Origin of the sequence: Rhodococcus sp. FH8 (genome assembly GCF_019266085.1) — a bacterium.
GTDB classification, from domain to species: domain Bacteria; phylum Actinomycetota; class Actinomycetes; order Mycobacteriales; family Mycobacteriaceae; genus Rhodococcus_F; species Rhodococcus_F qingshengii.
Window position 1 is genome coordinate 582,886 of the sequence record NZ_LPNQ01000080.1, and the last position, 21,051, is coordinate 603,936.

The 21,051-nt window shown below is 64.1% G+C and carries 16 protein-coding genes and 1 pseudogene; 6 read left to right on the top strand and 11 right to left on the bottom strand.

Annotation, left to right across the window (positions count from 1 at the left end; all coding sequences use genetic code 11):
- Positions 1–93 precede the first annotated feature (93 nt).
- A pseudogene (locus ATN38_RS29350) lies at positions 94–1,143 on the top strand (acyltransferase family protein); the annotation flags it as partial.
- A gap of 23 nt (positions 1,144–1,166) precedes the next feature.
- On the opposite strand, the gene ATN38_RS33135 reads toward ATN38_RS29350, so the two are convergent.
- The 4 genes from ATN38_RS33135 to ATN38_RS29370 all read right to left on the bottom strand — a co-directional run bounded on the left by ATN38_RS33135 (position 1,167) and on the right by ATN38_RS29370 (position 7,449).
- A complete protein-coding gene (locus ATN38_RS33135) occupies positions 1,167–5,501 on the bottom strand; it encodes an alpha-(1->3)-arabinofuranosyltransferase (protein WP_218749215.1) in 4,335 nt (1,444 codons plus the stop codon).
- A 43-nt stretch (positions 5,502–5,544) separates the two neighbouring features.
- Positions 5,545–5,718 carry a DUF2613 domain-containing protein gene (locus tag ATN38_RS29360; protein WP_003945488.1) on the bottom strand — a complete coding sequence of 58 codons (174 nt, stop codon included), beginning with the start codon at positions 5,716–5,718 and terminating at the stop codon, positions 5,545–5,547.
- A gap of 129 nt (positions 5,719–5,847) precedes the next feature.
- Positions 5,848–6,936, bottom strand: a complete 1,089-nt coding sequence (locus ATN38_RS29365; RefSeq protein WP_070162165.1) for an isochorismate synthase MenF — start codon at positions 6,934–6,936, stop codon at positions 5,848–5,850.
- A gap of 45 nt (positions 6,937–6,981) precedes the next feature.
- Positions 6,982–7,449 carry a universal stress protein gene (locus ATN38_RS29370; RefSeq protein WP_003945900.1) on the bottom strand — a complete coding sequence of 156 codons (468 nt, stop codon included), beginning with the start codon at positions 7,447–7,449 and terminating at the stop codon, positions 6,982–6,984.
- Positions 7,450–7,550: 101 nt separating this feature from the next.
- Between ATN38_RS29370 and ATN38_RS29375 the strand changes: the two genes are divergently transcribed.
- Positions 7,551–8,729, top strand: coding sequence for a glycoside hydrolase family 3 N-terminal domain-containing protein (locus tag ATN38_RS29375; RefSeq protein WP_058039141.1), 1,179 nt, complete (start codon positions 7,551–7,553; stop codon positions 8,727–8,729).
- Between the two features lie 72 nt (positions 8,730–8,801).
- Positions 8,802–9,401: a TetR/AcrR family transcriptional regulator gene (locus tag ATN38_RS29380; protein ID WP_003945885.1), complete on the top strand. Its 600-nt coding sequence runs from the start codon at positions 8,802–8,804 to the stop codon at positions 9,399–9,401.
- A gap of 117 nt (positions 9,402–9,518) precedes the next feature.
- On the opposite strand, the gene ATN38_RS29385 is transcribed toward ATN38_RS29380, so the two are convergent.
- Positions 9,519–10,382 (bottom strand): MaoC/PaaZ C-terminal domain-containing protein, encoded by an 864-nt coding sequence (locus tag ATN38_RS29385; protein ID WP_007734551.1) that lies wholly within the window; start codon positions 10,380–10,382, stop codon positions 9,519–9,521.
- Positions 10,382–11,728: a 3-oxoacyl-ACP reductase gene (locus ATN38_RS29390; protein ID WP_003945596.1), complete on the bottom strand. Its 1,347-nt coding sequence runs from the start codon at positions 11,726–11,728 to the stop codon at positions 10,382–10,384. The genes ATN38_RS29385 and ATN38_RS29390 overlap by 1 nt, the downstream gene beginning before the upstream one ends.
- A 130-nt stretch (positions 11,729–11,858) precedes the next feature.
- On the opposite strand from ATN38_RS29390, the gene ATN38_RS29395 reads away from it, so the two are divergent.
- The gene (locus tag ATN38_RS29395; protein ID WP_003945465.1) at positions 11,859–13,214 is read left to right on the top strand and encodes an acetyl-CoA C-acetyltransferase; all 1,356 of its coding nucleotides are present in this window, start codon (positions 11,859–11,861) and stop codon (positions 13,212–13,214) included.
- 294 nt (positions 13,215–13,508) lie between these two features.
- Positions 13,509–15,731, top strand: a complete 2,223-nt coding sequence (locus tag ATN38_RS29400) for a VanW family protein (RefSeq protein WP_161120889.1) — start codon at positions 13,509–13,511, stop codon at positions 15,729–15,731.
- Between the two features lie 4 nt (positions 15,732–15,735).
- On the opposite strand, the gene ATN38_RS29405 is transcribed toward ATN38_RS29400, so the two are convergent.
- From ATN38_RS29405 to ATN38_RS29415, 3 genes are all read right to left on the bottom strand, one after another.
- The gene (locus ATN38_RS29405; protein WP_007734562.1) at positions 15,736–16,719 is read right to left on the bottom strand and encodes an LLM class F420-dependent oxidoreductase; all 984 of its coding nucleotides are present in this window, start codon (positions 16,717–16,719) and stop codon (positions 15,736–15,738) included.
- An 85-nt stretch (positions 16,720–16,804) separates the two neighbouring features.
- On the bottom strand, positions 16,805–17,293 hold the full coding sequence (locus ATN38_RS29410; protein ID WP_007734564.1) for a hypothetical protein: 489 nt from the start codon (positions 17,291–17,293) through the stop codon (positions 16,805–16,807).
- Positions 17,290–17,535 carry a helix-turn-helix transcriptional regulator gene (locus ATN38_RS29415; protein ID WP_007734566.1) on the bottom strand — a complete coding sequence of 82 codons (246 nt, stop codon included), beginning with the start codon at positions 17,533–17,535 and terminating at the stop codon, positions 17,290–17,292. The genes ATN38_RS29410 and ATN38_RS29415 overlap by 4 nt, the downstream gene beginning before the upstream one ends.
- Positions 17,536–17,600: 65 nt before the next feature.
- Between ATN38_RS29415 and ATN38_RS29420 the strand changes: the two genes are divergently transcribed.
- Positions 17,601–18,173: a nucleotidyltransferase family protein gene (locus ATN38_RS29420; protein WP_042452576.1), complete on the top strand. Its 573-nt coding sequence runs from the start codon at positions 17,601–17,603 to the stop codon at positions 18,171–18,173.
- A 2-nt stretch (positions 18,174–18,175) separates the two neighbouring features.
- Here ATN38_RS29420 and ATN38_RS29425 read toward each other — a convergent pair whose 3' ends face one another.
- Together ATN38_RS29425 and ATN38_RS29430 are read right to left on the bottom strand one after the other, a co-directional pair.
- Positions 18,176–20,188 (bottom strand): YhgE/Pip domain-containing protein, encoded by a 2,013-nt coding sequence (locus tag ATN38_RS29425; RefSeq protein WP_007734572.1) that lies wholly within the window; start codon positions 20,186–20,188, stop codon positions 18,176–18,178.
- Positions 20,189–20,193: 5 nt separating this feature from the next.
- Positions 20,194–20,916, bottom strand: a complete 723-nt coding sequence (locus ATN38_RS29430) for an ATP-binding cassette domain-containing protein (protein WP_007734574.1) — start codon at positions 20,914–20,916, stop codon at positions 20,194–20,196.
- Between the last annotated feature and the right edge of the window lie 135 nt (positions 20,917–21,051).

The following is a 21,051-nucleotide window of genomic DNA, read 5'->3' on the forward strand; positions in this document are numbered from 1 at the left end:
GGTTTGTCGCATGAGGGCATGAATTGGCCAGGCATTTTGTTGTGAGTCCCTGGTGGTTTCCCTCAATCGGCCTGGGGTGCACACTTATCCGTGATGATCAGTTCCACGAATTCCCCTCAGACGGTCCCGCCACAGGCTCGGGGCTTCGTTCCGGCTTTGGACGGTATGCGTGGATTGGCGGCGCTCGGTGTCCTCGTCACCCATGTCGCGTTCCAAACCGGTGAAGCGCAGTCCGGCGCGATCGGGCGCGCGTTCGGTCGACTCGATCTCGCCGTAGCGGTGTTCTTTGCCTTGTCCGGATTTCTCCTGTGGCGCCCCCACGCGGCAAAGGCCCGCGGAATCGGGCAGCCGCAGTCGACCGTCCGGTACTGGATCTCCCGCGCGACGCGCATTCTGCCGGCGTACTGGGTGGCAGTGGTCCTGATCCTGCTGTTCCTGCCCGGTGCCGGCGGGGGCTACCAAGTGTGGTTGGCGAATCTCGGGTTGGCGCAGGTCTTCGTGCCGTTGACACTCACCGAGGGCCTCACGCAGATGTGGAGCCTGTCGGTCGAGGTGGCGTTCTATGTTCTGCTGCCGCTGTTCGCGTATCTGATGGTGCGACTACGCGGAAACTCGGCCCGGTTCCGGCTACCGCTTCTGCTCGGGGTGTCGGTGTTGGCGCTGACGTGGGCTTTCATTCCGATCCCGACTCCGGACGCCATTCACCACGACAACTGGCTGCCGGGCTACCTGCCGTGGTTCGGCGCAGGCATGGTGCTGGCCGAGTTGGCCGTGGGCCCGTCGACGTGGATGCATCGCCTCGCGCACCGGCGGGTGCTCCTGACTTTTGTTGCGTTTGTGGCCTTCGTTCTCTCGTGCACCGATCTGGCCGGGCCCGAAGGTCTGGTGCGGCCGGAGCCGTGGCAGTACGCGATCAAGATTGCACTCGGCGCGATCATCAGTTTTTCGTTGATCGCGCCATTGGTGTTGCGCGATCAATCGCAGCATCGATTCCTGGCGAGCCCGCTGGCGCTGGCAATCGGACGCTGGTCCTACGGCCTGTTCATCTGGCACCTGGCCGTATTGAACGCTGTGTTCCCCGTGTTCGGCATAGTTCCGTTCTCGGGCAGCTTCTTCTACGTCCTGGCCCTGACGGTCGTCCTGAGCGTCGCTGTGGCCTCGGCCAGTTACGCCTTGGTGGAGGAACCGGCGCGCGTCGCGGTGACGCGCTGGGAGAAGCGTCGCCACATCGGTGAACCGGCAAAGGGCAACGCGGCCAACCCAGTCACGACCAAGGCCACCAACATCGAGAACTGAATCGCGAACGAGTCGCCCACGTAGCCGCCCGGTGCCCGCCACGGTCCGGTCGAGAGCAGCGTGATGCCGATCATCGCGGCCACGCCGGCGGTGCCGACGAGAATGCGTGCGGTCCGCGCCGGGCCGAAGATTCGCAGCGCGGCAAGTCCGAGGATCGAGCACACAACTGCGATCGCCGCTCCCACTCCGCCGCCGATGACGGTGGCCGCCGCGAGCACGCCCACCCATCCTGCCGCGACGCTGCGCCACGGACGGGGTGGTGTGAGGGACTTGGGCTCTCGGCGCGTAGGGACAAGTGCCGCGAACAGCAGCGGGATCAGCAACACGAGCCCGCCGAATATGCCGAGGCGGTACCAACGGTCGCTGGGGAAGTCGATGGTGACGGTTCCCGCGGTGCCTGCCGGTACGATCCAGCCCTGCTGCCAACCGTTCACGACCACCGGCGTCAGCTCGGAACCGTCCGGCGCCGTGGCGATCCAACCGATGCTGGTGCTCTCGGGATTGACGATCAGCTGATCGGCGGACGAGTTCGTGACGGTGAGTTCGCGGTGATTCGCCGTCCACGCGGTCGATTCGAGCGGTGTATTCCGCTGCGCGGCTGAAGGACCGACCGCCGCCAGGTCGAGATTGTCGACCGAGAATGCGGGGCCTGGTTCGACGACCACTTCAGGCTGTCCCGCCGGCAAAGTCGCCGAAGCGTCCAGACCGCACACACGTGCCTCGACGGGTGCGCCGGTCCGAAGTTGCGTCGCCGTCGCCGTGATCGAGGTGGGGAATTGCTGTCCGGCAACCGAAATGGTCGGGCCGTCGCCACAGGTGACGGTGACGGTGCGGTTGTCGAATGAGTCCGAGCCCTGCACTCCCGAACCGGCGATCGGGGTTCCGTCGGCACCGATGACGCCGACCTCGGCGAGGCCGGTGGGCTGCGCCTGGGCGAAGCCGAGCGCCGTCTGATCGAGGACCGGTTCCCAATCGGTGATGCTCAGGACGATCTTGTCGGTGGCGAAGGGGGAGAGGGTAATTCGACTGGTTCGAGGCGTGTCGTCCGAGGGTTCGGGCAGCTCTCGCACCTGCGGCCCGTTGCCGAGATTCACCGCGACGCTGGTCGGCAGCGACGGCAGGGTGCCGAGTCCCCGGGTGATGTCCAGGCCGGTGACCAGGGTGGGCTCGGGAAGATTGAGAGTCAGCGTCGGTTTCGGGCCGCCCGGTTCTGTGGTGCTCTGCGGCGCCGACCACGTGGTGCGTGCGTCGCCGTCGGTGGCAGCGAAGGCAGATCCGCGTGTGTCGCCGATGTCGCTCGAACCCGAAGCCGTGATTCGGCCTGGGACGGCAAGCAGATCTTCGAGGGCGTTGCCCTGACGCGCTCGGACAGTCAGTGTCGGTGTAACGACTGTGTTTTCGGGCACCGTGAGCGTGCGCTGGAAGCGGCTCGGCTCTTCCGGTATCGCCATGAATGCATTGCTGCACCGCACGCGGTCGGTCGAGTCCGCGCACGCGTTGCGACCGGGGAACTCCTGGCTCAGATTCCAGGCGTTCACGGATGCGCCCGTCGGCGTATTCGGCAGGACCGTGTCGAAACGGATCGGTACGGTCTTCGGTGCGCTGCGATCGGAGAAGTCTTCGACGGAGAGTTCGCTGATGCCGAACTGTGTTCCAGGCGATCCGTTTTCGGTGTGAGTCGCTGTGATGCGTACCCACGGAGTGGTGCCGCCCGGGATCGAGACGGTGATGGGCTCACCGGGACGCTCCACCTTCACCGCTGTGCTGCCGTTCGGTGTCGAGACCTCGAGCCATTTGACGGGAGCTCCGATTGCCGCGGCACTGGTGGTCAGATGAAGCAACCCACTGGAAATCGGTGTGTCGAAGTCGATCTGCAACCACTGGCCCAGTGCGCGCTCGATGCCGTTGCTGAACCAGCCGGTGGCGGGATCGCCGTCGACCGTCGACGCGGGACTGCTCGACGGTGAAGTGCCGCCCAGCTGGGTGGCATCCGAGGCGGCGCTGGAGACGGTGATCGAAGCTCCGATCCAACGGCCTTCCACGAGAGGCGTGTTCGCAACCGGGTAGTCGGGCACCAGATTGTAGGTACGACGAGCGTCGTCGGGGGTGCGCAGGGCGGAACTGTGGTTGTCGACCTGACCGAAATCGGTTTCTCGATCGCGCGGTGTGTCGGTGACGGTGACCGAATCGACGGGCAGTCCCGCAGCTTCGGCGTCGGCGGCAAGAATCATCGGCCCGGTCCCCGGAACCAGCCCGCTTTCGTGAAGTCGCACAGACGATTCCGGCCCACCTTGTACACGCGGAACCTGGTTCAGGTCGACGGAGTACGGGCCGCTGACCGCCGGGGTGCCGTCGGGCGGGGTGACCTCGAAGATCTCGATGGCTGGGTAACCGGGACGCAGATCGCTGTCCGCGACCAGCCCTTCGATCGGTTCGGGGCTGTCGTCTTCACCGAAGTGGGCGACTCGCTTGATCCCCGGCGAGCCTTCGACCGCCTGGTGCACGAGTATCGGCCTGGCCGAGCGCGACGTTTCGCCGTCGAGGTCGTTGCGCATCACCAGGTAGTGGATGCCCTGCCCCAGCAAGGTCTGTGCGAGGCCGTCCGACGGACGTCCGTCGGCGATGAGACGTTGCACCGAATCGAGCGCTCGGATGGCGCCGGGAGGGGTCAGCGGGACCGAGTCACGTACTGCCCACGGCGTACTCGCCAACGCCTGAAGCGGTTCGTCACGCGTCAGACCCCAGACTTGGCTGCCGAAGGGCGCTCCCGGGACGACCAGGGCACGTTCGGCTTCCGATCCGGGGGAGGTGTTGTCCTCGAGCCACTGCGCTGCTTCGTTCCAGTACGAGGGGACGTCCGGATACGCACCGCGGGGAGCGAGCTTTCCCGTCCAGGCCAAGGCGGTCGAGAGGGTGAGGGCAACGAGGATCAGGCTGGTCAGTGCGACCATCGGTTCGCGCTCGGGATGGGCGAACGCGCGGCGCCATCGGGCGAGTGGAACCGATCCCGGCAGTGGCACTTTGGCCAGCAGGTGTGCGAGTCCGAGCACCAGCGGCAGACGGACCAACGGCTCGAGCTTGTGGACGTTGCGCAGCGGCGCGCCTGCCGAGTCGAGGAACAGGCGCACCGACTCCGACACCGGCGAGCTGAGTTCACCCACGTAACCCGCGGCCAGGCCGGTGATACCGACGAACAGGATGAGCGTCAGCCGGCCGCGAGCAGGCATGGACCGCATGCAGAGCCCGGCGAGGCCGGCGGCGGCAACCAGGCCGGTGGCGACGACTGCTGCGGGTTGGGTGACCAGGACGGCGCCGGCAATGCGTTCGGGGGAGACGAACGGGGTCCAACTGTCCGTGCCGCGAAGTATCTCGGCGAGCGATGCCCACTGAGTGGTGACACCGGCGGACTCGATGTAGTCGAGAAACGGTGGGCTGATCTTGCCGAGCAGAAGTAGCGGCACGATCCACCAGAGGGTGCCGAGAGCGACGAACAGCGCCCACCACGCGGTGAACGTCAGCCATGTTCGGTTGGGTTTGTGCGAGAGCCACCAGATGATCGCGACCAGGCAGGCCGCGGCGGTGGCGACGGCGTTGATCGAACCCATGAGTGCGACGGCAAGCGCGGATTGTGCGGCCAACCGCCTCAACCCCCGTGAGCGGTCAGGGAGTCCAGGGACTCCTTTTCCACGCACAGGGCCGAAGGCCAAAACCACCGGCAACAACACCCACGGCGCCAACATCATCGGAAGGGTTTCCGAGGAAATCGAACCGAGCGTGGTCAGCACGCGGGGAGAAAGAACAAAGGCAACCGCTGCGATCACGCGCGAACTACGGCTGCCGATGCCGAGAGCCTCGGCAACTCGGATGATGCCCCAGAAACCTGCGATCAGAAGCAGCGCCCACCAGATGCGCTGGGTGACCCACGGCGGAACGTTCGCCAACTCGCCGAGCGCGAAGAACGGCCCGTGCGGAAAGAAATATCCGTAGGCCTGGTTTTGAACCTGGCCGAGCGGGGCCTGACTACTCCACTGATGCGAGGCGCGTTCGAGAAAACCGAACGGATTCTGCGTCAGGTCGTACTTGGTGTCAGCGGTGATCAGACCCGGCGATTGCAGAAAAGTGAGAAGAAACGCTACGACGGAGGCGCCGAACAGCCACCGCTTCGACAGGGGCTCTGCCGACGGGGCGGTGTCTACCGAAGACACCGCTGCGTCGGCGGAAGAACGGGAACTCGCGAGGCCTGCGCTCTCAGCGGCTGCCGTACTCAACCTGGTTCAGCACGGAAGAATCTGCGTTTCCGCTGCGGTCGATCTCGGGACGAGTGTTGTCCGACGCGGCGGCCGTGACACCGAAGATGACGCCGGCACCCAGAACGGCACCGATGACAGCGCTGGCCACACCGGGGACAAGGAACTTCGTCATCGCGGATCTCCCAATTGGTCGTTAGTCGGTCGTTCGCGGTCGGACGGACTTACCGGCCCGTACGAACTGCTCGGGTCAAGGTATCACCCGCACTCGAGAATCCGGACGATTACCCTCGTGACGTGCTGGTCAGTCGAGGGTTTCGGCGCCAAGCGCGGTCAACAGAGTGCGCAGTTTCGTGGACGTCTCGTCGAGTTCGTCCTGCGGATCCGATTCGGCGACGATTCCGCCACCCGCGCTGGCCCAGGCAGTGAAGCCGTCTGCACCGATCTCGGCGCAGCGGATGGCAACCACCCAATCGCCGTCACCGGCCTCGTCGCACCATCCCACGGCGCCGCCGTAGAAACGGCGCGGCTCCTCGGTCTCGCGGATGACTTTCAGTGCCGCGTCGGTGGGTGTTCCGCACAGCGCGGGCGTCGGATGCAGCGCGATGGCGAGGTCGAGCGCAGTGGTGTCGTTTCGCAGCGTGCCGCGGATCGGGCTGGCCAAGTGCCAGACCTCTTGAGTATTGGTCAGTTCGGGAGTTGCCGGCACCGACAGATCACTGCACATCGGTTGCAGGACCTCGCGGATCCACGACGTCACGAAGGCGTGCTCGGCCAGATTCTTCGTCGAATGCAGAAGGCTTTCGCCTGCCTCGCGGTCTTGATCGGCGTCGGCGGATCGCTTGGTGGTCCCGGCCAACGGGCGACACGTCACGACGCGCCCGCGTCGACTGACCAATACTTCGGGCGTCGCGCCGACCAGGCTGTGGCCCTCGAATTCGGCTCCCGCAGCAGAGAGGTCGACGGCAAAGGTGTTGGCGACGGGATTGAGCGCCGCCATGCGTGCGGCGAGCGCGGTTGGGGAGATCGGGGTCTGCGTGCGAAGTTCCACAGTGCGAGCCGCGACAACCTTGTCGATCTCTCCACTGCGGAGGCGTCCGATCAACTTTTCCACTCGACGAAGATGCTCCGACGACGACGGGATCTCCCGGTCAACTCGGGTCGTGGGCAGGGCCTGGGGATCGCGCGGTTGCCACGGCCGCGACGCGATCGTCGCCTCGGCGGGTTCGTACAACGCCGTTGCGGCAGCGGGGTCGAAGGGGAGCGCTCCGACGATCAGCTTTGTCGTACCTGCCGACAGAGCGTTGGTGGCCGCGTCGGAGCTGTCGAAGCTGCGTCGTACGCCGCGGGTGACCACGCTGTGATCGGGGCGCGAGAGAACAAAACCGTCCATGGTGCTTTCGACACTAGTCGGCCACGGATCAGGAATGCGCGAAGGTCACTTCCCCGGAGGGACGATCAACACCGGCCGATGACTGTGACGCAGAACATGATCCGCGACGCTGCTCTGCAGTAGCGACCGCAAACCCGTGGTGCCACGGGTGCCGGTCACGATGATGTCGACGTCCAATTCGTCTGCGGTTTCGCAGATTGCAGACCAGATCGCGGATCGGCACTCGGCGCTTCTGCCTTCGACGGTCAGGCCTGCGGCCTCGGCCAGTGCGACGCCCTCGGCGAGGGTGACTTTGGCGTCGGTGTACGCGATGTCCTCGACGTCGTCGTCGGGAACCCACTCTGGTTGCATCACCCCGGACAGGCCGGACATGCGAGCGGCCTGGCGAACCATGGGCTCCCAGGCAGTGACGAGAACAGCACGATTGGCGGAGAGGAAACGCCCCGCATAGTCGACTGCACGCTTGGCGTTGTCGGAACCGTCGTACGCGATGAGCATCAGACCTTGTGGCATCACGACCTCCTCGTCAGCGGGGGAATCGGTTCTCTTCCAGGCTACCGTCCCGATGTGCCCGTGAGGGAGTGTATGGGTACCGGGTCCGTTACGGTCGAGGTATGCGGATCAAGTTTCTGAAGGCTGCAACGACCATTGCATTGTGCGGAGGGTTGGTTGCGGGATGCTCGGGCGAGAACGGGACCGCTGATCCGGTTTCGAGCGCCCCGACCAGCACCAGCACCGAGATCACGTCGACGCCTGCGGCATCGAGCTCCGCACCCGTCGCCGCATCGTGCGGTAGCGACCTTCTGGCTTCGCTGTCCCTGCGTCAGAAACTTGCCCAGCTGCTCAACGTCGGCGTCACCGGGACCGACGACGCATTGTCGATAGTCCAGAACGAGGAGATCGGCGGCATCTTCGTCGGAAGTTGGACCGATCAGTCGATGCTCACCAATCGTGAAGTGCCGCAGGTTGCTTCGGCGTCGAAGTTGCCGTTGATGGTGACGATCGACGAAGAAGGTGGACGGGTTTCGCGCGTCGCGGACATCCTCGGGCCCGATCCGTCGGCCAGGGAAACGGCGCAGACCATGACAGTGGAACAGACGTACCAGATGGCACTCGAGCGTGGACGCGGTTTGAAGGATCTCGGGATCACCGTCAACTACGCCCCCGACGTCGACGTCAGCAGCCAACCCGACGACTCCGTGATCGGGGACCGCTCGTACTCCGACGACCCCCAGACCGTGGTTGCCTACGCCGGTGCGTACGCGCAGGGGATGCGCGACGCCGGAATCTTCCCGGTGATCAAGCACTTTCCGGGGCACGGCAGCGCGTCGGGTGACTCGCACCGGGGTGAGGTGACAACGCCGCCGCTACAGGATCTGATCGCGTCGGACCTGATTCCCTTCCGCGAGCTGTCGGGAACCGGAGTCGGCGTCATGATGGGTCACCTCGAGGTTCCCGGTCTGACCGAGCCCGGTACCCCTGCCAGCATCAGCCCCGCAGCCGTTGCGTTGCTTCGCGACGGAGTGGGTTACGGCGCAGCGCCGTTCACCGGCCCGGTATTCACCGACGACCTCAGCGGAATGCAGGCGATCACCGACCGATACGATATTGCCGACGCGGTTCAGGCTGCGCTGGTGGCTGGAGTCGATCAGGCATTGTGGCTGACCACCGACGACGTTCCGCGGGTTCTCGATCATCTCGAGCAGGCCGTCGCGTCGGGTGAGCTTCCGCAGACGCGGGTCGATCAGGCTGTGGTCACAGTTGCCGCTGCCAAAGGTGCCGTGACCTGCTGAGTCGAAGTCAGGATTCGACGCGCAATCTTACCGTAGAGTAAGATCGACATTTACCCTGTGGTTGGAGGAAGCATGGCCGGCGGTACCAAGCGACTGCCACGCGCAGTGCGTGAGCAGCAGATGCTCGACGCGGCTGTGGACGTGTTCTCCGACAGGGGGTTTCACGAAACTTCGATGGACACCATCGCAGCCAAGGCCGAGATCTCGAAGCCGATGCTGTACCTGTACTACGGCTCGAAGGAAGAGTTGTTCGCGGCGTGCATTCATCGTGAAGGGCTCCGCTTCCTCGAGGCCCTCGCCCCGGCCGGCGCGCCGAACCTGACTCCGCGTGAACAATTGCGCGCCGCTCTCGAGGGCTTCCTCGGGTTCGTGGGCGCAAACCGCAAGTCGTGGATGGTGCTCTACCGTCAGGCCGTCGGGCAGCAGGCTTTTGCGGGAACCGTGCAGTCCAGCCGTGATCGGTTGATCGAGTTGACCGCGCATCTGCTCGAGTCCAGCACCAAGGATCCTGATGCCGCGCACGATTACGGGATCATCGCCATCGCGCTCGTCGGCGCCGGTGAGGCGGTAGCGGACCGGGTCGCGGGTGGGGAAATCGAAGTGGATGCCGCAGCGGATCTACTCGAATCCCTCGCGTGGCGCGGTCTGTCGGGCAAGAAGAAGTCCGAATAGCCCTCCCAGTCACATCGCGTGAACGTATCGCTCCCCTTGTTGAACAAGGGGAGCGATACGTTCACACTGTCGGGGCGGGGTCGGAAACGCACCAGCCCAACCCAGTTCAGTCCTAGGTCAGCGCAGCGTCGCAGTGACGTGCGGGTAACCCTTCTTCGGGTGACGCAGTGACAGATCCCAGCCGTCGTCGGTGCGATCAGCGTAGGCATTCAGCGTCGCCGGTAGCAGAATCGGCTTGCCGAAACGCACGCTGTAGGTGACCTTGTCCGCGACGGACCCCTCGACGGTCCGCAGAACTGCCGCGGCACTCCACATTCCGTGAGCAATGGTCTTCGGGAAACCGAAAGCCTTCGCGCCCAGAGACGAGACGTGAATCGGATTGCGGTCGCCGGAGACAGCGGCGTACTTGCTGATCGTGGTCTGGTCGACGCGGATGGTGCTCATCGGCATCGGCGGGACCTCGTCGGCCTTGGGCTCCGGACCGGGCTGGCCGGACAGGGAGGTCTTCTGCTGGTTCAGGAAGCTCGAGGTCTGTCGCCAGACCAGTTCCCGTCCCACCCGAATTTCGGTGATCACGTCGATCAGCAGGCCCTTGCGGTGCTCACGCAGGTTCTCGGCATGCACCGAGAGGTCCAGCGGTTCGCTGACGGAGATGGGCCGCAGTGATTCGATGACGTTCTCGGCGTGAACGGAGCCGACGGCGGCGAAGGGGAAGTCCTTCGACACCATCAGCTTCATCACGGTCGGGAAGGCCAAGGTGAAGGGGTACGTGATCGGCAGAGTGTCGCCGAACCGCAGTCCGGTCACGCGGCAGTACGCCGCCAGATTGTCGGTGTCGACCTTCAGTCCGGTGAGGGTGAAGGTCTGCTGTGGCACCGAGCGCGAGTTGGACTTGTTCCACGGCAACAATCCCAGTACCGCGCGGGAGTAGATGTCGAGGGTCTTCGGCTGCTCGGTGAGCGCGACGGTCTTTGTTGCCATCATGCGCCCAGGAGGCTCTGGCCGCAGACGCGAACGACCTGTCCCGTAACGGCATTGGAGGCCGGGCTGGCGAAGTATGCGACGGTCTCGGCGACGTCGACGGTCTCGCCGCCCTGCAGGAGCGAGCTCATGCGGCGGCCGGCTTCGCGGGTGGCGAAGGGGATGGCTGCGGTCATGGCGGTCTCGATGAAGCCCGGTGCGACGGCGTTGATGGTGATGTTCTTCTTCGCCAGGACGGGAGCTTCGGCGTGTACGAGGCCGATGACGCCGGCCTTGGAGGTGCCGTAGTTGGTCTGGCCGCGGTTGCCCGCGATGCCGGCGATGGAGGAGACGTCGACGACGCGGCCGCCTTCCTTGAGGGCGCCCTTCTCGACGAGGTGCTCGGTGATCTTCTGCGGTGCAAGAAGATTGACGTTCATGACCATGTTCCAGCGGCCCTCGTCCATGTTGGCGAGGGTCTTGTCGCGGGTGATGCCGGCGTTGTGGACGATGATGTCCGCTCCACCGTGACGCTCGAGGAGGTGAGCTGCGAGGACCTCGGCTGCGTCGGCTGCCGTGACGTCGAGGGCGAGGGACGTGCCGCCGACCTTGTTCGCGGTCTCGGACAGCGCTTCGCCGGCGGCCGGGATGTCAGCGCAGACGACGTGCGCGCCGTCGCGGGCCAGGACCTCGGCGATGGTGGCGCCGATACCGCGGGCTGCGCCGGTGACGACGGCAACCTTGCCTTCGAGCGGCTTGTCCCAGCTTGCGGGCGCGACGGAATCTTCAGCGCCGACGACGATGACCTGGCCGTCGACGAAGGCGGACTTTGCCGAAAGGAGAAAGCGCAGAGTCGATTCCACGCCGGAGAGTCCGGTGGATGCCTTGGGGGAGACGTAGACCAGCTGAGCGGTGGAGCCGCGCTTGATCTCCTTGCCGACGCTGCGGGTGAAGCCTTCCAGAGCGCGCTGCGCGACATGCTCGTCGACGCTCGACGTTTCTTCCGGCGTCGTGCCGAGAACGACGACGCGAGCCGACGGTGCGAGGTTGCGGATCACGGGCTGGAAGAACTCGAACAGCTGCTCGAGCTCGCTGACCTGAGTGATTCCGGTGGCGTCGAACACGAGTCCACCGAAGCTGCTGTCGTGTGCCTGAGCCGCCGGGTAGTCGGAGAGCAGTACGCGAAGTGGTTCTGCGAGTCGACCCTTGCCGCCGATGAGGACAGGTCCGGCGAGTGCGGGTTCTCCTGCTTTGTATCGACGCAGGTTCTCGGGCCTGGGCAGGCCGGCCTTCGACGCGATGAATGCGCCGGGGGCGGACGAGAGGAACTGTGAATAGAGGTCGGGAGCTCCCTTGCTGGCTGCCACGGTCCTACCTTCTGTTGTGTTTCGGGTTGTCTCTCACCGGGCAATCGAAAGAATGCGGCGATAGACAAGTAACTTACTACTGAGTAAGAATAGTCTTCAACAGGTAATCGCACCATCCTTGGAGACGCAAGTGACAAGCAAAGCCCGTTCAAATGCAAAGCCCGCCGCACCGCGCACTGCACCGGCCGCAGCCGCTGCAAATTCTGCAGGTCAGCGCCGTCCGGTTGCGATCGTCGGCGGAAATCGCATTCCGTTCGCACGCTCGGACAAGGCGTACGCACAGGCGTCCAACCAGGACATGTTCACTGCGACGCTCGACGGTCTGGTGAGCCGATTCAATCTGCAGGGCGAGAAGCTCGGCATGGTCGTCGGCGGTGCGGTGCTCAAGCACAGCCGTGATTTCAATCTCATTCGCGAGTCCGTTCTCGGCAGCGCGCTGAGCCCGTACACGTCGGCGTACGACCTTCAGCAGGCGTGTGGCACGGGACTGCAGTCGATCATCGCCGTCGGCGACGCCATTTCGGCCGGCCGCATCGATTCGGGCATCGGCGGCGGCACGGACACCACGTCCGACGCCCCGATCGGCGTCAACGATCAGGCGCGCGAGTTCCTGCTCTCCCTCAATCGCGCGAAGTCCACGGGCGACCGCATCAAGCTGCTCGGCAACGTCCGTGCGGGCATGCTCGGCCTGGAAATTCCGCGCAACGGCGAGCCTCGCACCGGCAAGTCGATGGGTGACCACGCTGCGATCACTGCCAAGGAATTCGGCATCAAGCGCGAGGACCAGGACGAACTTGCCGCTGCCAGCCACAAGAACATGGCAGCTGCCTACGACCGCGGTTTCTTCGACGACCTCGTCACCCCGTTCCTCGGCCTGACCCGCGACGACAACCTCCGTCCCGGTTCGACCGTCGAGAAGCTGTCGACGCTCAAGCCCGTCTTCGGTACCAAGCTCGGCGACGCGACGATGACGGCAGGCAACTCGACGCCGCTCACCGACGGTGCTTCTGCAGTGCTCCTCTCCACCGACGAGTGGGCAGCCGAGCGCAATCTTCCGGTTCTGGCGCACCTCGTCGATTCCGAAACCGCTGCCGTCGACTACGTCCACGGCAAAGACGGGTTGCTCATGGCTCCCACGTACGCGATCCCGCGTTTGCTGGCCCGCAACGGTCTGACCTTGCAGGACTTCGATTACTACGAGATCCACGAAGCCTTCGCTTCGGTGGTTCTGGCAACCCTGCAGGCCTTCGAGTCCGACGAGTACTGCAAGGAACGCCTCGGCCTCGACGGCGCATTGGGATCGATCGACCGAAGCAAGCTCAATGTCAACGGATCGTCCTTGGCTGCAGGTCACCCGTTCGCGGCGACCGGCGGACGTATTGTGGCTTCCCTCGCAAAGATGCTCGCGGAGAAGGGTTCGGGCCGCGGCCTGATCTCGATCTGTGCGGCCGGTGGCCAGGGTGTCACGGCGATCATCGAGCGGTAACCGCTCCACAATCTCCCCATGCGACTGAAAACTGCGCTCACCTGCAGTGATCGTCGCGAGGGGATGCGTAATCGGGGATCCGGCCACGAGGGGTGGCCGGATCCCCGAACTCTTTGCAAACTTTTTCGCGCAGGCGTGTAACGCTGCAGAATAGCTACCGATATTCATGACAGCCCCGTGTTGCTGCCTGACCCCCGACCTGGCAGCAGCGCGGGGCTCTCGTATGTCCGGATATCCTGTATTGAGTTGTCGGTGAGCGCCGCAGCGACGGTTGATGCAGCGAGGAGCCAACAGGTGAGTGACGAAGAGGGTCCGTCCGTCGAGAAGACGAACAGCGAGGACTCGTCCCTCCCGGAACAGGAACTCGAGTCGGTCGAGGAACCTCAGGCGGTCGAAGAGACCGAGTCGGTCGAGGAAACCCAGTCGGTCGAGGAACCCAAGGCCACTGAGGACACCGAGGCCGTTGTCGAGGCTGAATCAGTAGAACCTGAACCAGCCGAAGCACCAAGGCCTGTCGACGAAGAAGCAAGCGATTCCACGGAAGCGACAGTCGACGAATCGGCAAACGAGGTCACCACCGTCATCCCTGTCGTCCCAGCGGAGGACGCACCGCCGACGGAAGTGGTCGACTCGGCTCCGGCGACAGAAGCCATCGACGAGCAGACAGAGCAGTTCGAGCCCCCGGCAGTGGTGGTTCCCCCGAAGCCGCCGCGTCCCGAGTTCGTGCAGCAGTACGACACCCAGCAACTCGAACCCATCCAGCAGCAGTACGAGCCTGTTGTCCGAGAACCAGAGGTAGTTGCACCCCCGGCGCCGCAACAACCGGTGGCGCCCGCTTCGCAGTCTTCCCGCAAGTGGGTCAAACCGGCGATAGCAGTCGGCGCCATCTTTGCCGTCGCAGCGATTGCCTACGGAGTGGACATCTTCACCTCGTCCGGGAAGACACCACGCGGCACTCAGGTCGCCGGGGTGGACATCGGTGATCTCACGCCCGCCGACGCGGAGGCCACGCTGCGCGCCCAACTCGGCCCGAGGCTCGTCGAACCGGTAGCGGTACATGCAGGCGGCGTCGACTCCGAGATCGTTCCCGCGTCTGCGGGTGTGGACGTCGACTGGTCGGCGACGCTGTCGGGCGTGAACGCTCAGCCCATCAACCCGATCACCCGCATCACGTCGTTCTTCGGCTCCCGCGAGGTGCCCGTGGTGTCGGCAATCGACCAGGGTGCGTTGGATGCGTCGATGGCGCAGCTCGCGGCGAACAGCGATCGTGCGCCCGTCGAAGGTGCAGTCGTGTTCGAGAACGGGAAGGCGACTGGTGTTTCGCCCGCTGCCGGTCAGGCGCTCGAAACGCAGCAGGCGGGTTCGACCTTCGCCGCTGAATGGTCCGATGGTGGCGTCGTCGATCTTCCGGTCGACGAGGTTCCGGTGACGGTCACTCAGGCCGGTGTCGATCGTGCGCTGCAGGAGATCGCTATTCCAGCTGTCTCGGGTGACGTCGTGGTCAACGGCCGTGACGGCAAGGTCGCGACACTCGGCGTCGATCAGATCGGCGAGGTTCTGACCTTCACGCCCGACGGCTCGGGTGGGCTGACTCCGCAGTACAACACGGATGCTGCGATCAAGATTCTGACTCCGCAGTTGGCGTCGACGGAAGTACAACCCAAGGACGCGTCGTTCACCTTCGCCGGTGGCAAACCGTCGGTTGTGCCCGGTGTCGTCGGTGATCTGATCAACTGGCCGGACACGGTCAAGGAACTTCCGGTTCTGTTGGGCAGCACGGCTTCTCGGGCAACGCCCGCCGTGTACGGACCGGTCCCGCCGGCGTTGACCACCGAAGCCGCGGAGGCCCTCGGCATCAACGAGGTGATCGGCGAATTCACTACCGGTGGTTTCGAATACGCGTCTGGTGTGAACATCGGCCTGGCCGCGTCGGAGATCGACGGGGCCGTGATCAAGCCCGGTGACACGTTCTCGCTCAACGAGTACACGGGCCCGCGCGGTGCGGCGCAGGGATACATCGAGTCGGGGATCATCAACAACGGTCGCCCGGACAAGGCTGTCGGCGGCGGTATCAGCCAGCTCGCGACGACGCTCTACAACGCGACGTATTTCGCAGGTATGGAGGACGTCGCGCACACCGAGCACAGTTACTACATCTCGCGGTACCCCGAGGCTCGTGAGGCGACCATCTTCGATGGTGCGATCGACCTGCAGTTCCGTAATCCGGCGAAGACCGGCGTGATGATCGAGACGATTGCGACGTCGTCGAACATCACCGTTCGGATCTGGGGAACCAAAACTGTCGATGTCACGTCGACGACCGGCCCGCGGACGTCGCCGACGTCGCCGAACACCGTGACCTTGCCGGAGGGGCCTGGCTGTGTGGCTTCGAGCGGTGCGCCCGGGTTCACGGTCAGCGACACTCGCGTGATCACCGACCACGCGAGTGGCGCCGAGATTTCCTCGAACACCCGAACCGTCAAGTACGACCCGGTGCCGATCGTGAAGTGCGAGTAGGGAACTACTTGCCGACGAGTGGGCCGAGGGTGCGGCCCGCGAGGTCGACGATGCCTGGCTCTTCGCCGTTGGTGATCAGGTTGATCACGACGCCGTCGATGCCGTGGTCGAGGATGCGCGTCTGAACCTGCTCGGCGACGTCGTCCGGGCTGCCGACGAAATGGCGTTCGGTGGCCTTGGCGACCACGTCTTCCGGCGCCGTGGTGATGTCGAGGCCACGCTCCGCGAGAAACGTTCGCTGATGGGCGCGAGCCTTGTCGCCGTCCTCGTCGATCATCATGAACGTGAGGAAGCTGGTCTCGAGGGTTGCGGGATCGCGACCGGCTTCGTCGCAGCGTGCCGCAAGTGCTTCCATCTTGCGCGGCAGTTCCGACGGGTCGCAGATGATGTTGAGGTGATCCGCGAAGCGAGCGGCGAGGCCGAACGTCTTTTTCTCACCGCCACCGCCGAGCAGGATCGGCAGGTCGTCGCGGACGCGAGGCTCGTTGATGGCGTCCTTGACGTGGTACCACTTGCCGTCGAAGGTGGGGCGATCACCGCGGAGCATCGGCGCGATGATCTGCAGTGCTTCGTCGAGTTTCTGGAAGCGCTCGGTGAATGTTCCGAACTCGTATCCGAACGAATTGTGTTCGAGTTCGAACCAACCGGCGCCGATGCCCAGGATGGCCCGACCGCCGCTCACCACGTCGAGGGTGGTGACGGTCTTGGCGAGCATGGGCGGATTGCGGTAGGTGTTTCCCGTGACCAGTGCAGACAACTGGATGGTCTCGGTGGCCGTCGCCAGCGCGGAGAGCGCCGAGTAGGCCTCGAGCATCGGGGCGTCCGGCGCTCCGATTCCGGGGAGTTGGTAGAAGTGATCCATCACGAATGCAGTGTCGAAGCCTGCGGCTTCGGCTTCGCGGGCCTGCGCTATGACGGTGGGGAAGAGGTCCTTGACCGGACCGCCGTAGCTGAAGTTGGGCATCTGGTATCCGAGGCGAGTGCTCACCGTTTCGACGTTACTCGCGATCGGTTGACCTGGCACGATTTTACCAACTCTATGGATTCCGTTGTGCTGGGCAGACTTCCGGAAGTCAGAGAAGTTCTTCGGCCGCTTCGCGTCGCTTGGCTCGCTGCTGGTGAAGCTTGACTGCCGCGATTGCGATGCCGCCACCGACAATTCCGCCGACGAGAGCGCCGACCCAGGTAGACGATTCTTCGTAGGAATCGAATTTGAGACGCGCCATGATGCCGACTGCGGCGACGAGGTACAGCGCGATGCCGATCACGACCCGGGGGCGGTTGTAGTTGGACAATACGTAGACATCGACGTCGCACCGAAGTGCATAGATGATCGTGATCAACGAGCCGAACAACGCAACGATCAGCAGGGCGAGCGAGATCCACGCCCCTGTTCGGCCGGCGACCCAGGGCAGAATCGCCGAGCTGACGAATATTGCCCAGAAGACACTCTGGAGTCCCACCGCCGAGGCTTCGTTCCAGACGTCGCGCTGACGCTCGTCCTTGTAGAAGTCGTCGTCCAGATCTCCGACGAACCGCATTGCCTTCATCATGGTGCTCATGCCGTCTCCTCTGGAATTTCTGTGGTGAGTTCCGATTCGGGTAAGGGGAAGAGCGCTTCGACGGTGGTCCCCAGCGCCAGGGCCAGGCGAAGTGCCAGGTAGACACTCGGTGCATAGTCACCGCGTTCGACGGAGACGATGCTCTGTCTGCTCACCTGACCTGCCGTGGCCAGTTGCGCCTGGGTGAGGCCGGCGAGGCGTCGGTGCTCCCGCACGTTGTTGTCGCCGGCCTTTCCAGTCATGCAAAAAGTAAAGAATACTTGTCACTAGATGTCAAGTTTGCTTGTCATATGAGAGGCTGAAGAGCATGCGTGAACGATTTCTCGAGATCGCCCTGGCCAATCCGGTGGTCGCAACGATCGTGGATCGTGCGCCGAAGCTGGGATTGCCGGAGTGGTACCTGACGGCGGGTGGGCTCTTCCAAACCGTCTGGAATCACATCGACGGCCGTGATCTCGGCGCCGGAATCAAGGACTACGACCTGTTCTACTTCGACGCCGGCGATCTGAGCTACGACGCGGAGGACCGTGTGATTCGTTCGGCGGCAGAACTGTTCGCCGATGTGGATGCCGATGTCGAAGTACGCAACGAAGCCCGCGTGCACCTGTGGTACGAGCAGCATTTCGGGATTCCCGGCGTTCCGTTCACCAGTTGCCGCGACGCTGTCGACCACTTCGCTTCCACAACTTGCTGTTTCGGGATCACCAAGGGATCGGATGGGACCTTGGACGTGTATGCCCCGCATGGATACGACGATCTTTTCGACATGATCGTCCGCCCCAACCCGGTGCTGGCGCCGCGAGAGGTTTACGAGGCCAAGGCAGCACGGTGGCGCAGGGAATGGCCTGCACTGACCGTGGAGCCTTGGCCTGAGACCTAAACCTAGACCTCGATCGGCGGATGCAACCTGTCCATGGTCCATTGCCGATTTCGGCGTGCAGCAAGTGAACTGGCGCCGAGTGAGGCGACGAGAAGGCCGCCGAGGACGGCGATCGAGACCCACAGTCTCGAGTCGATACCGCCGACGGTGAGTTGTCGTAGCCCGTTCACCGCGTAGGTCATCGGGTCGAACGGGTGGATGATCTGGAACGGTTTCGCGGTGGTTTCGACGGGATAGATGCCGCCGGCCGAAACCAGTTGCAGCATCAGGAACGCCAGGGTGATGACGCGTCCGACGGAGACTCCGAAGATGGCGTTGAATGCCTGGATCAACGCCATGTACGTGGCGGTGATGAGCATCAGGAATCCGACGGTGCCGAGGGCGTGTGTGGGGTGCAGGCCGACGGCGAAGTGCACGACCAGGTACATCACGATCACCTGGCAGATGCCGATGAGCAATGCCGGCCAGTACGAGGCGAGGACCACTCGCAGCGCGCCGAGTCCGTTTGCGATGGGCCGGTTCTGGAGCGGCTTGAGCAGCATCCAGGTGATGATGCCGCCCACGAACAGCGCGAGGGGCAGGAAGAACGGTGCAAAACCGGTACCGAACGTGCTTGCCCGGTTCTCGTACGTCTCCTGTAGTTCGACCGGGCTGGAGAGGGTTTGAGCGGTTGCGGTTCGCTGCTGATCGCTCCAACTGGGGACCTGACCGGCGCCCTCGGTGAGTTTGGTCGCGAGTTCGGCAGACCCGGCACGGAGTTGCTCGGTGCCGTCTGCGAGTTTGGCTGCACCATCGGAGAGTTGAACGCTTCCGTCGGTGAGTTGAACCAGTCCACTGCTGAGGGTTTGAGCGCCGTCGTTGACTTGCTGACCGCCGTCACGCAGCTGTACCAGGCCGTTGCGGAGTTCACCACCGCCGTTGGCCGCGGCGCTGAGCCCGGCTCGGAAGGTGCTCGACGGATCGTCGAGTTGGTAGGCGAGTTGTTGTGCACCGCTCTTGAGTTCGCCCAGTTGGCCCATGGTCGCTTCACCGAAACCCTGAGTGCGCAGCATGTCCTGGGCAGGCGCGAGGGCATTGGCGATCTGTTGGCTGACGGGATCCGGGTTCAGTCGAAGGCTGGCCACTGCCTGCCCGACCAGCTGTGCGACGTCTGCTTGTGTGTTCCCGAGGACACTCAGTTGGTCGACGACCTGGGTGACGCCACCACTGAGTTGGCTTGCGCCGTCGCCAAGTTGGACAGCTCCGAGATCGAGCTGCCCCAGACCGTCGGTCAGTGCGAGGACGCCGTCCGTGGCGGTGTTGATACCGGTCGAGAGTTGCGCTGTACCGCCGGCAAGAGTGGCTGCACCGTCACGTGCGGTAACCATGTTGTCGGCCAGAGTTTTCGAGCCCGACGCCAATTCGCCGGCTCCGGCGTTGGCAGTGTTCACTCCGGCCGAGAGCTGGAGCGCTCCGTCGGCGGCCTGCTTCAAACCAGCACCCGCATCGGTCAATCCGACCAGAACTGTCTCGACGGACTGCGCGCCGATCTTGTCGCTGACCTGACTGAGGACCTGCTGGGCGGCGTTTTGGCCGATGATGGTGCCGAGGTAGTTGTTGACGTCGTTGAAGGTGAACTGCAACTGAGCTTTGTGGGGGTCCTTGGTCGTCGGGGAGGCGACGGCCTCGCTGAAATTCTCAGGCAATGTGAGAGAGAAGTAGTACGTGCCGTCCGAGACTCCCTGAGCGGCTTCCTGCTGCGAGACCAGGTGGAGATCGAGCTCACCGGAATCGAGCAGCGCTTGGCTTACCTCGTCGCCCGCGTTGAGCTCCTGACCCTGCACCATCGCGCCGCGGTCGGTGTTGACCAGCGCGACGGGGACCTTGTTGACCTCACCGAACGGATTCCAGAACGCCCACAGGTACATCGCGCCGTACAGCAGTGGCATCAAGATGATGGTGACGAGTGCGATCCTGGGCATCGCGCCGCGGGAGAACCGCTTGAGTTCGGTTCCGAGAGACATTCCAGCGAGCATCGCGGTTACCTCGCCCCTTCTTGGTCGGGATTGGTGACTTCTTGGAGCAGGGTGACGGCATCGATGGGTGATCCGTCTGGCAGCGGGTTGACGGTCGACGCGATGATGGTCTGGTAGCTCCCCATCTCGACGAGTCGCTCGACGAGGTACGCACGTTCGGAGTCGCGCCGCACTTGTTCGAGATCGTCGACGACAAGCAGGGCCGGCTTTTTCGTGTTCGCGACGGCGATACGCAGCAGGATCGCCTCGAGTTCCCCGAGATCGCTGACGTACCGGCCGAGCGCAGGTAACGGATGATCGCCGAAGACGGGAGCGCACACCGCTTCGAGTTCGCGGTCTCCGGCGCGTCCGATGAGCTTGTACCAGGGCGCATCCCAGCGAATTTGTTCGGTGATCAGATCGCGGACGGTGACGGATTCGGCAAGCTCGTCGATGTCCTCGAACCCGGCGACCCCGGCGATCTCGAAGATCTCGCGGGGACGCGTTCGACCGAAGACGGACAGTGAGCCGGAACTGGCTTTCATTCGTCCGCTGAGTGTCAGAAGTAAGGACGTACGTCCTGAACCGGCCGAGCCTTCGAGGATGGTCACACCGCCCGCACGAATCTCGAGATTGACGGGTCCGAACACCGGCCCCCATGGGCCGTCGAGCGCCAAGTCCGTGGCGGTCAATGCCAGGTCAGGGGCGTAATCGGGTTGTGCGTGCTCTGGTGCGACCACGATGATCACCTGTCTGTTGATCTACTCGGCCTGCGAAAGAACCGAGTGCTGGTTCAGTGGACGTTCGTGCTCACCCAATCACATCGGTAGCGGGCGAGCGGTCCCATGAATGGGATGTGTCGGACACGTTCGACAACTTGAAGA

Bases quoted from the DNA above. Each gene is read 5' to 3' on its own strand.
- ATN38_RS29360 (WP_003945488.1), bottom strand. From the start codon at position 5,718: ATGACGAAGTTCCTTGTCCCCGGTGTGGCCAGCGCTGTCATCGGTGCC.
- ATN38_RS29365 (WP_070162165.1), bottom strand. From the start codon at position 6,936: ATGGACGGTTTTGTTCTCTCGCGCCCCGATCACAGCGTGGTCACCCGC.
- ATN38_RS29370 (WP_003945900.1), bottom strand. From the start codon at position 7,449: ATGCCACAAGGTCTGATGCTCATCGCGTACGACGGTTCCGACAACGCC.
- ATN38_RS29375 (WP_058039141.1), top strand. From the start codon at position 7,551: ATGCGGATCAAGTTTCTGAAGGCTGCAACGACCATTGCATTGTGCGGA.
- ATN38_RS29380 (WP_003945885.1), top strand. From the start codon at position 8,802: ATGGCCGGCGGTACCAAGCGACTGCCACGCGCAGTGCGTGAGCAGCAG.
- ATN38_RS29385 (WP_007734551.1), bottom strand. From the start codon at position 10,382: ATGGCAACAAAGACCGTCGCGCTCACCGAGCAGCCGAAGACCCTCGAC.
- ATN38_RS29410 (WP_007734564.1), bottom strand. From the start codon at position 17,293: ATGAGCACCATGATGAAGGCAATGCGGTTCGTCGGAGATCTGGACGAC.
- ATN38_RS29415 (WP_007734566.1), bottom strand. From the start codon at position 17,535: ATGACTGGAAAGGCCGGCGACAACAACGTGCGGGAGCACCGACGCCTC.
- ATN38_RS29420 (WP_042452576.1), top strand. From the start codon at position 17,601: ATGCGTGAACGATTTCTCGAGATCGCCCTGGCCAATCCGGTGGTCGCA.
- ATN38_RS29425 (WP_007734572.1), bottom strand. From the start codon at position 20,188: ATGCTCGCTGGAATGTCTCTCGGAACCGAACTCAAGCGGTTCTCCCGC.